Source organism: Paenibacillus sp. FSL K6-1217 (assembly GCF_045040735.1).
In the GTDB taxonomy this organism is placed as follows: domain Bacteria; phylum Bacillota; class Bacilli; order Paenibacillales; family Paenibacillaceae; genus Paenibacillus_AQ.
Genome location: NZ_CP150271.1, coordinates 4,112,931 through 4,128,139 on the forward strand (window position 1 = coordinate 4,112,931; position 15,209 = coordinate 4,128,139).

Annotated in this window: 5 protein-coding genes; all 5 read right to left on the minus strand. The window is 58.2% G+C overall.

Annotated elements, in window-relative coordinates:
- Nucleotides 1-220: 220 nt before the first annotated feature.
- Nucleotides 221-2,770 carry a GH36-type glycosyl hydrolase domain-containing protein gene (locus MHH28_RS18090; RefSeq protein WP_405104424.1) on the minus strand — a complete coding sequence of 850 codons (2,550 nt, stop codon included), beginning with the start codon at nt 2,768-2,770 and terminating at the stop codon, nt 221-223.
- Nucleotides 2,767-7,032: a glycoside hydrolase family 2 TIM barrel-domain containing protein gene (locus MHH28_RS18095; protein WP_405104425.1), complete on the minus strand. Its 4,266-nt coding sequence runs from the start codon at nt 7,030-7,032 to the stop codon at nt 2,767-2,769. Before MHH28_RS18095 ends, MHH28_RS18090 begins: the two co-directional genes overlap by 4 nt.
- Nucleotides 7,033-7,034: 2 nt before the next feature.
- The gene (locus MHH28_RS18100) at nt 7,035-7,700 is read right to left on the minus strand and encodes a hypothetical protein (RefSeq protein WP_405104426.1); all 666 of its coding nucleotides are present in this window, start codon (nt 7,698-7,700) and stop codon (nt 7,035-7,037) included.
- A gap of 861 nt (nt 7,701-8,561) precedes the next feature.
- Nucleotides 8,562-10,832 (minus strand): helix-turn-helix domain-containing protein, encoded by a 2,271-nt coding sequence (locus MHH28_RS18105; RefSeq protein ID WP_405104427.1) that lies wholly within the window; start codon nt 10,830-10,832, stop codon nt 8,562-8,564.
- Between the two features lie 84 nt (nt 10,833-10,916).
- Nucleotides 10,917-14,993, minus strand: coding sequence for an Ig-like domain-containing protein (locus MHH28_RS18110; RefSeq protein ID WP_405104428.1), 4,077 nt, complete (start codon nt 14,991-14,993; stop codon nt 10,917-10,919).
- Nucleotides 14,994-15,209 lie beyond the last annotated feature (216 nt).

A 15,209-nucleotide genomic window follows, 5' to 3' on the forward strand; every position in this document is an offset into this window, starting at 1 on the left:
CTTTAGGCGAATTCAAGTGCACTTCTGCACCTCATTGATCCAGCGGTTCCATGGCGGGTTCCAATCTGCGTAGTTCCTGGTTGCATCAGCCGGCTGTTCGTTGAACGCCAAAAAAATGTCCCGCACGGGCGTTGCTAGGAGCCGCCTACGGGACACTTTTTATACTGCTTATAAACTCTGTATCTAACTTAGTCCCTCTGTCTCTACAGAAAGCCTACCGTTACAGTATGACCTCCACTTTCACTGATTGTTTGTGCGGGTATGGGGGGATGACTGTTCCTTCGAGCCGTTCGCCGTCCACCCGGATTTCTTGGACGCCTGAGCAGACATGGCTGTTGTTCTTCACGGTAATCTCATACAGGCAGTCACGGAACCGCCGGGTGACCGAGAAGCCCTCCCAGGAAGACGGGATGCACGGGTTCACCGACAGTCCGGCCAGCACCGGCTTGATGCCCATAATGTACTGCGTAGCGGCTACATACATCCACGCGGCCGTCCCGGTCAGCCAGGATACATTCGCCAGGCCGAATCTGTCGGACTCCGGCCCGAACAGGTTCGAGGCATAGACATACGGCTCCGCTTTGTACCGCTGTATCCCGGCCCGCTCCATGGCGATGTTCGGGATTAACTGGCGGTAATATTTGTACGCCTGATCCCCTCTGCCCAGCATACATTCCGCAATGATCGCCCAGGTATTGGCGTGGCAGAAGACGGCTCCGTTCTCCCCGGTTCCTTTGTTATAGTTGGTTAAAGGATCGGCGGGATCGGGGAAGTTCGTGATGGACGGATGCAGCTTCTTGATGCCCAGCTCTGTATCGAGAATGTCGCGCACACTGTCCATCGCCTTCAGCCCCTTGTCAGGCTCAGCCATCCCGGACAGGGTCGCCCAGGTCTGGGCGTTGAGCCAGATCTGGGCCTCCTCATGCTCAGCGGTACCCAGATACCGCCCGTCATCCATCACCGCCCGCCGGAACCATTGTCCGTCCCAGCCCAGCGTGTTCACGAGCCGCTTCTGCTCCCCGTAGAGCCGGTCATAGTCCGCCGCATGCTCCGGGTAACCGGAGGCCGCCGCCAGATCCTTCATGCGCAGCAGCACCGTCCCGAACTGCATCGCTGTCCAGATGCTTTCCCCTCTGCCCTCACGGCATACGCGGAAAAGCTGGTCATTCCAGTCCGAGCGCAGCATCAGCGGGAAGCCGTTCGGCCCCAGCCGGGAGACGGTGAAGTCCACCGCCCGCTTCAAATGATCATACAGCGGCGCTTCACCGCCGTCATAGAACGGAATACTCTCCTGAAGGAACGCCGCGTCCCCGGTCTCGGCCAGAATGTCCCATACGGCCAGCGCCGTCCACAGGTGATCATCCGAATGGATACTCGTAACCGGGTCCCAGCCCTCATTCGGGAAAAAGTAATGATTCACATGCCCGTCCTGATACTGCTGCCCCAGGAGCAGCCGGACTTTATCCTTGGCCGCTTCGGGATCGTACGGTACGACTGCCAGAATATCCTGGGCGGTATCCCGGTAGCCGACACCCCGGAAGGTGCCGGTGGCATAGTACGAAATATTGCGCGAGAAGAGGAAATTCCGCTGTGACTGGTACGGATTCCAGGTGTTGAGCATGCGCTGCGCATCCTGATCGGGCAGCTCACAGTTCCATGCGCCCAAATAGCTGTCCCAGTTCTCCTGAAGCGCCGCATAGGAACGGGTGACGAAATCCCCCTCCCGCGAATGGTCGATGGCCCGTTCGATCTCTTCCTCATTCATAGCCGTTCCGAGAAAAAAGTTCACGGTACGGGTCTCGCCGGGCGCAAGCCTTACCTGAACCTGGAGTGCGCCGCAGGGGTCTCCCCCCAGAATGGCCGAGTTGGTGCAGCCCCCCTGCTCTATAGCGGCCGGATTCGACTCGCTGCGGTAGCTGCCGATGAATTCTTCACGGTCTCCGTCATACCCGGCGAGCGGTGCGTCCGACATCATATAGACCAGCGGTGTTTCGTCCGGCTTGGGTTGATTTTCCACCCCGTATTTGTAGATCAGCGCTTCCTTGCCGTGGTACTGCACCGATACCTGATGCTTGTTATAGCACTGCCATTGCAGCTCGCGCATGAACTCCATCATCCCAAACTCGGCGTAGGCATACACGTTCAGCTCCTTGACCTCTCTACTGTTATTCGTCAGCGTCAGATTCCAGATCAGCGAGTTCTCGTATGGCCCGACAAAATAGACGGTCTTCGCCGCAACCTCATTCTGCTCTGCTTCGAAGCGGGTATAACCCATTCCGTGGCTGCTCTTCCACTCCTGCGGTTTCTGGAAGGCCGGCTCATACGTGGGACACCAGTAGCTGCCTGTACCGGCATCCTGCAAGTAAATATACGGGCCGGAGCGGTCGGTGGGCAGATGGAAGAAACGGTAGCGGGTAATCCGCCAGATCTGCGGAGACTTGTAGAAGGCCAATCCGCCGCCCGCATGGGACAGCATGGTATGGAAGGTCCCGTTGGATAAATAGTTCAGCCAGGGGGTCGGCATATCATGCCGCTTGAACTCTACCTCCCTCGCCTCATCGTTGAAAGCAAAATACTGGTCCAGCTCAGTAGTGCGGGCAAGCAGACTGACCCCATAAGGCGGTTCTACAGCCTTGTTACTCTGTGCGTGGCCGGAAGGGCCTGCGGGTGGTGCGGATGATGTGGACGGTGCGGATGATGCAGATGCTGCGGATGGTACCGGTTCATTGGCGTTCATATCGGTCTGCTCCTCTCCATTGATCTTACTCACTTGGGCTCCACCTCATCCATCGTCAGGCGGAACTCCAGATCATTCATATACGTGCCGTCCGTATTCAGGAATACCATGCCGAAGGCAATATCCTCCTGCGCTCCCCGGACGATGGCGATCAGGCGGTTGATCCCGCTTACCAGCGTAATCTCCTGTTCAGGATTTGCCACCAGCCGTCCATTCATATAGATCTCAAAAGCGCAGGCCGAGTTCACCCGGAGTCTGCCGGTTCTTGTACCGCCCTTGCTCACGCTGTCTGAAGCTGCATCCGCTGTCTCCGGCAGATGCACGAAGCAGCTCAGGAACAGAGGGCGTCCTTCCGGTGTGGGGATGAGGAAGGTTCCGTCCGGGCGGCGTTCTTTTTTCTTCATCCAGCCATATAGGCCTTCCCCCAGGTTATTCAGGGAGAATTCGGGGTCTGTATAGTAGTCCTTCATCGCCTCGTAGTCGATGTGCGGCGGACAGAACAGCGTCATTGCGGCCTCCACCGCCCACTGCGCATCCTCCTTGTCATGAAGCAGCAACTCATCGGAGAACGCCGCTCCGAGATTGCCGAGCAGGCGGGTGTAGAGCCTGAGGCTTTTGTCGCTGTCCGGGTCGGCGAGCAGCTGCGAGCAGAGGATCTCTCCCGCTCCGGCCGCCTGCCGGATCACAAAAGCTCCCGGAGCAGCTGCCCGGCTGCGGTTCAGCTCGACCAGCGCCAGCCGGCTGTATTCCGCCGCATGCTGCCCGGCGAAATAATCCTTCCAGGCTGTGCCCTCCACGCTGGTGCACAGCACCTCGGCGTCCGGCACCTCCAGCCTGTACGCGGCCAGCTCCCGGTTGACGACATCCCGGGGCGAGAGATGCACCTTGTCGAACCCGAACAGGTCGACCGGGCTGATGCCTTGCACGGCGGCGTGCGTATAGTCCGCCGCCAGATGATACGTCCCGTGCGGCGCGATGCGCACGGGGCGGTCCAGCAGGCGGGCCAGCGCCTCCTGCCCGCCGGGCTCTGCCGGCAGCACCAGCACGCTGCTGCCGGCCAGGGCTGCCTGGCGGACGGCTTCGGCCGCGCCAGGCCCGCCCAGCAGTGCGGCCTCCACGACGAGGAGGCCGGGGGTCAGGCCGGACAAGCCTGCGGCGCTGTCCAGCCTGCGTCCCTCCAGGCGGAGCTTGCCGAGCAAGGCCTCCGCCCTTCCGCCGCTGCGGACCCATACCGCAGCGGACCTTGCCGCGGCGGGCGGCAGCGCAGCGGCGGGATCGGCTACGGCGGGATCGACAGTAGCGGGTTCGGCGGTGGGAGCGGCTACGGCGGCGGGATTGCCGGCAGGTTCGTCGGAGACGGACCTCACCGCTACCGGGGAAGCAGCCGCTTCCACCGCGCGGCCCGCATACTGCAGCAGGCTGCGCAGCAGCAGGCAGGCCTGGGGAACCCGCTGGAGATGATCCATAATCTCCAGCTGATTCGCCAGGAACATGCCCGCTCCGCTGCGGTATTCAAGCAGCGTCGACCACAGATCGCCGCCGTCTCCGAAGTCCCCTGCGCTGCATTCCAGCAGCAGGGTGAAGTCGCCGGTCACCGGCTTCTCGAAGGCCGCCCGGATGATCGGCAGCGGCCCGTCCTCGCGCAGCTCCTCATGCCAGTACATCAGATCCTCCGCGCCTAATCCCCGGAGCACCGGATGCCCGTAATCCCCGGCATGTGCGCGGATGAATTCCCGGCGGGTAAGCGGCAGCCTGCCGGGAGAGAGATGAAGCTGCTCCAGCAGCAGCAGCCGGCCGCCCTGCTGCACGAACCCTCGCAGCCCCCGGTCCAGCGCACCGTCCTTATCCTCCATCTTGCTGCCGACAATCAGCAGGCTCCCGGCTGTAAGCTTCTCTACCGCGTCCGGCTCTGCCCGGACCAGTGCGGGCACCAGCGCGTGAATCGCCTGGAAGTCCCGGTCAGAACCGATGTAAGCTGCGGGCAGAGCGATCTCCACCGGCTCGGTACGGCAGCTGCCAGACAGCAGGCGGTAGCTTACCTCAAGCTCATGCATCAGCTCGCCGCCATGTAACAGGCGGGCGGACAGCGTGGCTTCTTCTTCGCCTACCGCTGCGCCTACTCCTGTCCCCTCTCCTGCTCCTTCACCATGGATCGCCTCGGGCATCCATTCCAGCCGGATGCTCCGGCGCTGAGCAGGCTCATGACGGAAGCGAAAGGTCTCGCTGTGTACCCTGCGCCCGCCCTGCATGACTTCACATTCGATCGTCACTTCCTGCACTGACAGCGTATCGTTATAGACATCGAAGCTGCGGGAGACCGGCGCGTCATCGAAGAAGCAGCGGTTGTATTCAGCCGCAATCAGCGTTACCGGCTTGAAGGCCGAGGCCATAATGGCAAAAGCAGGATTAGGCCTGTAAACCGGGTACTCCTCCGGCAGCAGCCCGTTGTTCAGCGAAAGTGAGTATGCCGGAATCACGGCAGGCTTAGGGCCCGGCGTAGTCAGGTCTGCCTGCGGCAGCTTCAGCTCCTGCTCCGGCATCGCCCGCATGAAATAATGGACAAAGTTAAACGTCGAGATCCCTGAAACGCCCTGCCGCCGTGCATATTCCACGAACAGCCGCTCCTTGTGGGCCAGACCGGCGGCACTTGCGTCAGAGTCCTTATATACATCCATTCCCGAATACATGCTGCTGTTCTGCGGACAGATGTACCACCAGCCGCCATGCTCGCCGAAGGTGAGCGGAACCTGCCGGTCCCACTGCGCGATGGTGCCGTCAATGTTGTAATGGCGGCTCTCCACCTCGGTCTGCTGCCTGGAGATCAGGCGGTTATCCCCTTCCACCATAATCGGGCGGGTGGAATCGAGTGCCCGCATCAGCTCCATCAGAGCGGGTATATGCTGCTTGTAGATATCCCGCCCGTCAACCCAGCGCATCTCGTTCTGCACACTCCACAGAATGACAGAGGGATGATTTTTGTCCCGCTGCACCAGCCGCTGCACATGCGCGCGGCAATTGTCTATGAAGGCGGGATGGGCGGCATCCATGCTTTTGCTGGAGCCGTAGATGGCCGTCTCATCAACAATCATCATCCCTTCCTCATCGGCAATCCGCAGATAATCAGACGGATATGGCTGTGCATGCAGCCGGATGCTGTTAATGCCCGCCTGCCGGCACATCCGGTACCAACCCCGGATATAGTCCTCTGTCTGCTGGGCCGCCCCCTGAAAATGCCACGAGTCCCCCCGCAGATTAACGGGAATGCCGTTCAGCATAAACTGCGGCCCTTCGCACCAGAACTCCCGGAAGCCGAAGGTCTCGCTCCGGCGGTCCAGAACCCCACCGTCCGATTGCAGCACAAGCTCCAGCTCATACAGGACAGGGGAGTCCGGGCTCCAGAGCTTGGCATCCTGCCAGGGCAGGCTGAATGCCGCTCCGCCCCATTCCCGGCTGCCGGTATTGCAGCATAATTGCCGCCCGGCCGCAGCCTCCGCAGGGCGAAGTGCTACTGCGGCTTCTGCTTCTAGTACGGGCAGCGGCCGGGTTGCCGCCAGCGGCTGCGGCGGCTCTGCCAGTGCGGGCAGAATGCCGGACTTCCGCTCCCTGACTTGCAGGAGCACCTGCAGATCTTCGGGTAAGGGGCCTCCTTCTGTGCCGCTTATCAGAGCATCGACTTCCAGCCTCCCCTGCCGGACTGAGGTGCGGATCGTAAGATCCTCCAGCGATACCGGCGGATAAGCCTCCAGGAAGACATCCTGCCAGATGCCCCGGGCGATTCTGCCGAACCAGGAGCCGGAGAGTCCGGTGATTTTGGTCTCCCCGGAGGGAAGCACCGCCGTATCGAAGCTGCCGCAGACCACATGCAGATGCTGCTCCCGGCCGGGCTTCACCAGCGCGGTGATATCCAGCCGCAAGGGCAGGAAGCCGTCCTCCCAGAGCGCAATCCGCTCGCGGTCCAGATAGATGGCCGCTTTTTGCATAATGCCGTCGAACCGCAGTACGATCCGCTGCCCCAGCATCATCTCCGGTACCTGGAAGGAGCGGTGAAGCACCCCGGCTTCAGCTTCATTCCATTCCTCCGGGTATCCATACACATCGAAGGGCTTGAAGTTATAGTCGGCGACTTCGCCGAATTTGCTGCCCGAAGGCGCAGTATAGCTGTAGCGCCAGCTCGAGGGAACCTGTATTTTGCGGGCCTCGTATTGCAATCTCTCCGGAAGCGCGCGGCTGCGCGGCTGGTCATAGAGCGGCATGAAATCCCACTCACCATTGAGACATATGGATGTACGTAGCATAATCATTCTCCTTTTCCTGTATGGGGGCGGGGGATGGTTAGGACGAGCGCAAGCTTTTTCCAAATGGCCTGATCCGGCTGCACCCCACTCCATTTCCTGAAATGCGGGTCCATCACCTCACCCCAGTGCTCCGGCCGGAGATTCGTGGCAAGCTTCCCGGCGTACGGGGCAGGCTCTACCGTTGCAGGCAGCTCGGAATAAAAAAACAGCAGGTTCTCATGCAGCCCGATGATCCCGTACTTGTCGCCGTCTCCCGGGCGTTCCTCCTGATACTGGTAATGGTGATACACATAGCTTGAGACCTGCTCCGGCTTCAGCGCCGCCACTCGTCCGTAGGGGGTTCCCGCCGAATGACTGCGCTTCCAATGCTCTGCGGAAACCGGCTGCTGATAATGGAAAATGTCCATCATAGGCACCCACAACCGGGGCTGCTCCCCTCCCGGCCATTCCTTAAGAATCTCTGCCGCACCCTGAAATAACTGCTCCGGCTCCACCTCCCGGCTGGTGCACTCAAAGTACAGAAACAGCTCCTTGCCATCCTGAAAAATACTAACCCGTGAAACGCCCAGCCTGTCCATCCGCTCATCCAGCAGTCCGGTCTGTGCGCCCCAGAATACTGACGGATTAGCATCCTCCCTGCACTCGGCTCTATATAAACAACGCTGCATCGTGTCCCTCCAACCTTATGTCATCTACCCCTTTAGAGTAGCGTATACGGCGGGCCAATTCCTTGACGATCATGCCCTTTTTTAGCATAATAACGCCACGACCAACCAGAGCCATTTGTGTAAACAGTTCAGGGCCAGAGACTGACTTACCGCTATCTCGGCACAGACTGCTTGCCGGTATTCAAGGAACCGCAGAACCCTATGATAGAGCTGAGAGGGGGGGACAATAAGGGACACTTCTGCTCCTCATCGAGGAGCGATTGGCTGGCATGCTATTGTGTTCGGTTTTTCGCCTACATTTGGCCCGTGCGCTTTCGTAATTGCATTCTCTACAATAGACTCCACTTTATTTGGCTCTAAAGCTTATTCTGTTGTATTGGATACCTTTGATTTCTGGTTTTTTGCCCCGCAGCGGTTCAGAGTAGAGCATCAGATTAAAAAGGATGGATAAGCTCGTCAAACCCTATCCACCCAAAATCTAACGGACCGGAGAGATCTTATCCCCGCGAAAACGCTACTTTTTGCAGCTTAACGGACTCAGGCGACCTTATAGTCTCGCTATGAGACGTTTCGGAGCTGAAGTGCAAAGGATAAGGCCTGTGGAGTCCGTTACTCGCCCCATTGGCGACTTTCTTCCCAAATAACAGCACCTCAGTCCGTTACGCTAAGCCAAACGCCCTGAAGAACAACGCCCGCTTGGAAAAAAGACGCAATTTGAAGGGGAATTGTCGTCTGATCCAATATTTTGAATCTGATAAGGTAAGAGTAACCGAAGGATCAGTTATCCTGTGAAACCTGATAACTGAAATAAAGAAAAAGACGGCCAGGGGAACCCCAGCCGTCTTGTGTATTTAAAGTTACCTAACCCTCCCGCTCATCGTTCGGTGTACCGCTCCGTTCTCTGCGGTATTCGCCCGGCGTAATGCCTTCGAGCTTCTTGAAGACGCGGATGAAGGACATGGGGTACATATACCCGACACGCTCCGCGATGCTCTGCACCGGATCGGAGGTCCCGGTCAGCAGGCGCTTGGCCTCTTCCATGCGCAGGCGGGCCAGATAATCGACGAAGTTCTCGCCGATCTCCTCCTTGAAGATCCGGCTTACCGTCTTGGTATTCATGGCGAAGCTGTCAGCGACATGGGTCAGGGAGAAGTCGGGGTCAGCGTAATTGCAGCCGATGTATTCGCGTACCTTATTGGCGAGCGTATACTGCTCACGGTTCATCCGCAGACTGCGCAGCGCCTCCTCCATCTCTTCCAACGAAGAGACCAGCTCCCCGTGCAGCTCCTCAATCCATTCAAAAGACTCCGGCGATTGCGGAATTCCCCGCAGCCGTCCGTTGTTCCAGATTCCCCGCATCTCCGGCGGCAGCTCCTGCATCTCCCGGGCCAACCCGGTCTCCAGCAGCCTCAGCAGCCGGACGATATCCTCCTTGGAGTAGTTGCCGCCTGCCAGCAATTCAAAGATCCGCTCGATCAGCGGCTTCCACTCCGCGTTCCCCAGCCGGTACAGCTGGGGAACCGCGCCGATGGCCTGGACCAGCACATCCATGCCTTCTGCCGGAGGCAGCGGTCTTCCGGCTGGCGCCGCATAGACGCGGCCCGGACCGCCGGTGATTTTGCGCTCCAGCGCCCCCAGGGCCTTGCGGTACGCATCCGATAATCCGCTGAGACCCGCTACAGGTCCGCTGAGGCCGAAGGTTGCCGTGAATTTGAGATGCTGCTTCACCCAGGAGCAGGCACTCTCGGCAATCATTAGGGCCTTCTCCGCTGCACCATCGGCGTTCTCCCCGCCGGCAGAACGGCGGAACAGCAGACCCAGACGACCAGATCCGATCCACTCTGTCCAGAGAGCTTCCCCTTCCTTCTCGGCGATCTCCTGAATCACACTGCGAAGCGTGAATTTGAATAAGGCCTGATCCCGGGCAGAGTAGCCTGCAGCAAAAGCCTCATAGAAATCAATCTCGGCAATCCCCACAACCGCGCCGGCAAATTCACCGGTCATTCCAATCCGCTCCGCTTCCCGGCTCCATACTTCCGCCGACTCCTGCCCGCTATTCTCCAGCAGTTCCTTGAACAATTGATTCCGCCTGTGCAGGATGCCTTCCGCCTGCTGCTTCTCATAGCTGTTGGTCTGTTCAATAAGACTCTCCAGCGCATGGCCGATGAAAGAGAATTCATCATCCTCCTTGCTCTGCGGCTTCCAGCCGAAGGAACGGTCCTCTCCGAACCTGTAGATCCGGCTCATGACCTGCTCAATCGGACGGTAATTCCGGTGGCTGATATAGGTCATGGCCGCAATCCCGCCGACGACAGCCGCGAAGCCCAGGACCGCCCAGACATTGGAGAAAGCCGACAGCAGCGAGAAAGCCTCTGCCCGCGCCATTCCCACCTGGATCGACCATCCGGTATAGGAGGAGCTGCGGCTGACCGCCTGCTTCTGCACCTGCGGATCAGAACAGGTATCCGCGCCTGCAAAGGCACGCCCTCCGGCATCTTTCAGGCAGATTTCCGTATTCGCCATATTCATATCCTGGATCAGCGCCTGCAGAGATTCCTTGCGCACGTTAATGACGATCAGCCCCTGCTCGCCGGAGAAGTAAGGCACCTGCTCCACAAGGGAAATGACTGATTTCGGCCGATCCTCCCCGGAGAAAAGCTGTAAGTCACGGATGCCGCTCCAGACATAGCCGCCGGTATTTCCCGTCGCCGTCTCAACAAAGCTGCGGTCCCCAAAGTCCGGCAGTCGGGAGGCGAAATGCTGCATCAGCACTTTGCCGTCAGACGCACGGTATAAATAGACCGAATCAATCATCGGCAGCGGTGACATGAAATCCAGCAGCACCTCCGTTACCCTGTAATCCTGATAAGGATCAAGCTTCCCCGGCCGGTCAAAATAACTGCCAACCTTCTCATCCAGCAGCAGGCTTTTGATCGTTGTTGTCTCCAGGTTGCGCAAGGTGGTATCCACGATCTGCAGCACATTCTCTGCGTACACGCCGTTCGCCTTGGCCGTCTGTCTCTCCATCGCCTCATTTAAGGTCAGGAAGAACAGGATAATCAGGCAGAATACCACGGCAAACAGGATCGGCAGGTAGGAAAGAATCAGTCGGTACAGCCATTTCTTATGCATCGGTGTCATCCCCTGTAAGTCCAGATGTTGGCTATCATCGCTTAATAATATCGGCTACGGGGCCGGATTGGGAAGCTTAGTCTGTCAGTACCCCAGTTCTGTGCTCGCATTGCGGGAGACCAGCCCGAAGTACCCCGCTTCACCGATGGCTCCTGCGGCGGTGTCCAGATAATTAAAGATCTGCACCCCGTTAACCTTCAGGATCAGCCGCACACCCCCGGATTCTTGAAAAGCACCCAGCTGAACGCGGCTCTGCACCCCGAAGGTGATCGCCGTATTCGGAATCGCCGGCCCGCCAAGGCTGGTCAGGCCGTCAATCTTGCCATAGATCACGGTGCGTACCCCTTCGTTAAAGCGGTGCAGCTCAATCCCCGATGTCCCTATGACCACCAGATACATGCTGCCGGTGCTATAGCTTAGCTCCTTGCTCTGGTTATTGAGCATCAGGGCGTACCAGTTGGCGGAGGCCGCACTGTCATTGATCTTCATTTTGAAATCCAGCAGCTCATTCTGATACTTGCGGTTCTGGTAAATGACATGCCCTCCGGGAGCCCTCAGCGTAAGGCTGTCTTGCCCGGTCTCCTTCAGCCCGTTCGCGGTTGCCGATACGTACCAGCCATCCGGGTCCTGCAGCTCTGCCGTCAGGGGATGCTCGTATTGGCTGGCCTCATCCCATACCTTAACCTCATATTGCCCCTGGGTCACGGTGCCCAGATATTCAGCCGATAACGTGAGGGTAGCCGAGCCGGTCTGATGCCCCGTCAACAGGCCGCCCTCGCTGACGCTGACGATGGAAGGATCGCTACTCGTATAGGTGACTTCCTCCAGCTCCTCGCGGTTGCCGAACAGCGTCTCGCCGTAAGGCTGCAATTGCAGGTCTGTGCCTTCACGGATATACGCCACATTGCCGTCATGCCCCTCCAGGCGGACTGTGGCTAAGGTATCGCCCACAAATACATCCGTTGTGATTGTCCGCAGAATGGAGCCGTTAATGATGTTCACGATAAGCTTCGTCTGTCCCTGGCTGAGTCCGGTGACCACCCCCCCGCTACTAACCGAGGCTACGGCCGGATCAAGAATGCTGTAATAGAAGGTGCTGGTTTCCTTGCCCAGCGGCTGGTCTTTGCCATCCATGGCCTGGATTGAGACCTGTCCGCTGCCACCCGCGGCCAGCTTAAGCGGATCAAGCTTCCAGCGGCGGACCTGACCGTCTGCTGCTGAGGCATATTCCGGCTCAAGCCCGGCCTGATCAATGATCGAGCGTGCCGCCTGAGGCCACTGTGCATCCGGCTGGACCGTATTGTTCTCGAACAGAACATTGCGCCCGTTGTTGGTATAGCCGTCCGTCGTTGTATAATTGTTCACGAAATCCACATCATGGATGGTCGGCACATACGCCATCGCCCAGCGGAACGCTGAATGCCATAGCGGAGCATCCTTCAGATCGATCACATTGTGCTCAAATTTCCAGTAGGCGGAGCCTTCATCCGTGTACAGGGCAGAATTGCCGTCCATCTGGTTGCGGATGTAGTTGCCGCTGACCAGATTTTTGTCCTGTGCGGTGGCTCCGGTAGGTCCGAGACTGTAGATGGCGCCTCCGTCACGCAAGCCCATTCCCATGAGGTCATAAATCAGGTTATCCTGAATCTTCACGTTCCGGGTAGCGGCGTCGAACAGCTTATCCCAGCCATACCCGATATGGGTTCCGCTGTAAGGCAGGTTGTACATTTCATTATGACTGATATCCATGTCTACCGGATACCCGGCAGATACGGCGGAAGCCGATTTATAGTCAATCCCGATGTCGTGGATCACATTGTTCAGCACATCATTATTCTTCATCAGCAGCCTGTGGTCTGCCGGATGATAGATATTCCGGTCGGAGGAATTCGGCTGTCCCACGTTCAGCGCACTGCCTGAAATGTCATAGAAGCGGTTGCCTTCCATCCGGCTGTTCTGTACACCGTTCTGCATCCGTACGGCCGTAATGCCCAGCTTGGTGAATTCATTGTTGCGGAAATTCACCGTATTGGCCAGCTCCAGCATCACCGCCGCATCGGTCAGCTCATCGGGGATCGACGGATAACGCAGATGGTTGTTCTGGGAATCGGAATGTCCCGCTGCCGTACTCGGCCGGTTCCAGGTGGTGTACATAAATTTCAGGCCTTCAAAATTCAGGTTGCGCACCGGCTCGTCAGCCGAGCTGCCATAGACTGTGGCAAGCTGTTCCAGTACAGGAACCACAACCTTGGCAGTGGACAGATTCTCCCAGGCACGCGGTTTGTAATACAGCATACCTTCATTCCGGTTATAGTACCATTCCCCGGCCTCATCCAGCAGTTCCATAGCATTCTCGTAATAGACAGGTACAGTCGCCGAGGTTAATCCCCGGTTAAAGACCGCGCTCCGGCCCGGCTCCTGCAGGACGATCTGTGCTTTGCCGCCTGAAGCGGTTACCGACCCTACCTTAATCCGGGAATTCGTCCACAGCTCATTGAATACCAGCTCCATATCTGACGTATTGCTCCACCCGGCCAGCTCCGTATTATCCGAGGTATAGCCGGTTGCTGTCTTCAGCGGATTCACGAGTCCTGCTGTGCTCCTGGCCCGGACTGCCCGGATGCCATCTACGAACAGCTGCCTTGTCTGAAGGCCGGTCCCGACATTCGCCCGGTAGATGCCCTTGGCGCTGTCGAACACCGTCCAGCCTGTGACAGACCGCCCGCCGCTGATGGCTGCCTGCTCCCCGGGGTAGCTGCGGTAAGTGACAAAATAGCCGTTCGTCCCCGAATCCTCCGGTGTGAATTCCAGCGGCTCCGTCAGCGTATACATCCCTCCCCTCAGATTGACAACAATGTCGGCGTCCATATCCTCATTCAACAGGCGTACCGCCTGCTGGGCACGGGCAATCGTCCGGAAAGGCGCCGCCTCGGTACCATTATTGCTGTCGTTCCCGCCAGGAGCGACATACAGCTCTTGACCTGTCGTTCTTCCGGTGACGGTGACTTCCGTCTCCGCACGGACGCTTCCGGTCTCATCCGTGACGAATACGGTAGTCGTTCCGGCGCTTACCCCCGTCAGCTCTCCATAGCGGTCAATCACGGCAATACTCTCGTCCTCTGTTCCCCACCGGATGCCTGTATCCGTGTTGTCTTCCGGTGTTACTGTTGCCTTCAACAGCACACGGGAGCCTACAGGAACCGCCCGCTGAAGCGGAGCGAGTACAATATCCGTGATCGGATCTTCGTAGACGGCTACCGTAGCGGTTACCGCCGGAAGCGCCTCGTTCGGCTGTGCCGTAACGGTCGTCACCCCCTCACGGATACCAGTAACCAGACCATTGGCGTCCACCGTTGCCACCTCTGCGCTGCCGGTGGACCAGGCTGCCGTCTGATCCGTAGCATCTGCAGGTGTGAACTGGAGCGGCAAGGACAGCTTCTCCCCTCTTCGCAGCCCGTAAGACTGCTGGGAGAAGGCTGCACTTTCCGCCTGTTTGTATCCGCTTACAATAAAATCGTCAAAACCTATCTTGCCGATGCTGTCCTTATAAAAACCCATGTAGAATAAGGATAACGCTCCTCCCTCGGCCATGGGCTCCTTCGTCAGCAGACGATTGCCGTCAATGGACAGATCGAAGTTGTGGCTGACGCTGTCGAGAGCCACCCGTACGTCATACCACACCCCTGCCGATATTGGCATTACGGAGGTCCATGATCCGGCACCTTTTTTCATATAACTGAACGCACCATTATTAATGGCGAACTTCACCAGCGTGACAGAGCCGCTCTGCGGGGTGGGCAGGTAGATCACCGCTCCGGTCTGCTCCGCTCTGAACGAATAGCTTAACAGGCTTCTGTACGTAACATCCGTAACGGATTTGCTTATAATATAGCTGCCCGCTGTTTTGGCTGCCTGATGGATCTCCAGCAGCTTGCCGGCGTAGCCTTCCCAGGTCTGTACGGCAACGCTCACCCCCTGCGGCGGCGTCTTGATGGTCCAGCCGGCCGGCTTCGTGCCGGGGCTGTACGACTCGAACGTCTCATCCAGCTTATAGGTGCTGTCTGCCCGGGCCACCGAACCAGGATTTGCCGGGAGAAGACCTGTCAGCAGCAGCAAAATGATAGCGCATACAAAGAACGGTTTCCGATTGGATTGTCTCATAATAGCCACCTTTCCGTATGGAAGCAAGTATAGTGTTCCGGTAGAGCATCCGAACTTAAGCAGTGAATTCATTCCATAGATGCAGCCCATAGATACGGAAATCAAGTAGAAACGGCCTTGCTGTCCTTTTAGGGGCAGCACCGTTTCAGCGATAAATGCGGCCTCTATGGAACTGCGTTCGACGCGAACATTTAGCGATAGTTGTATTTTGTACAT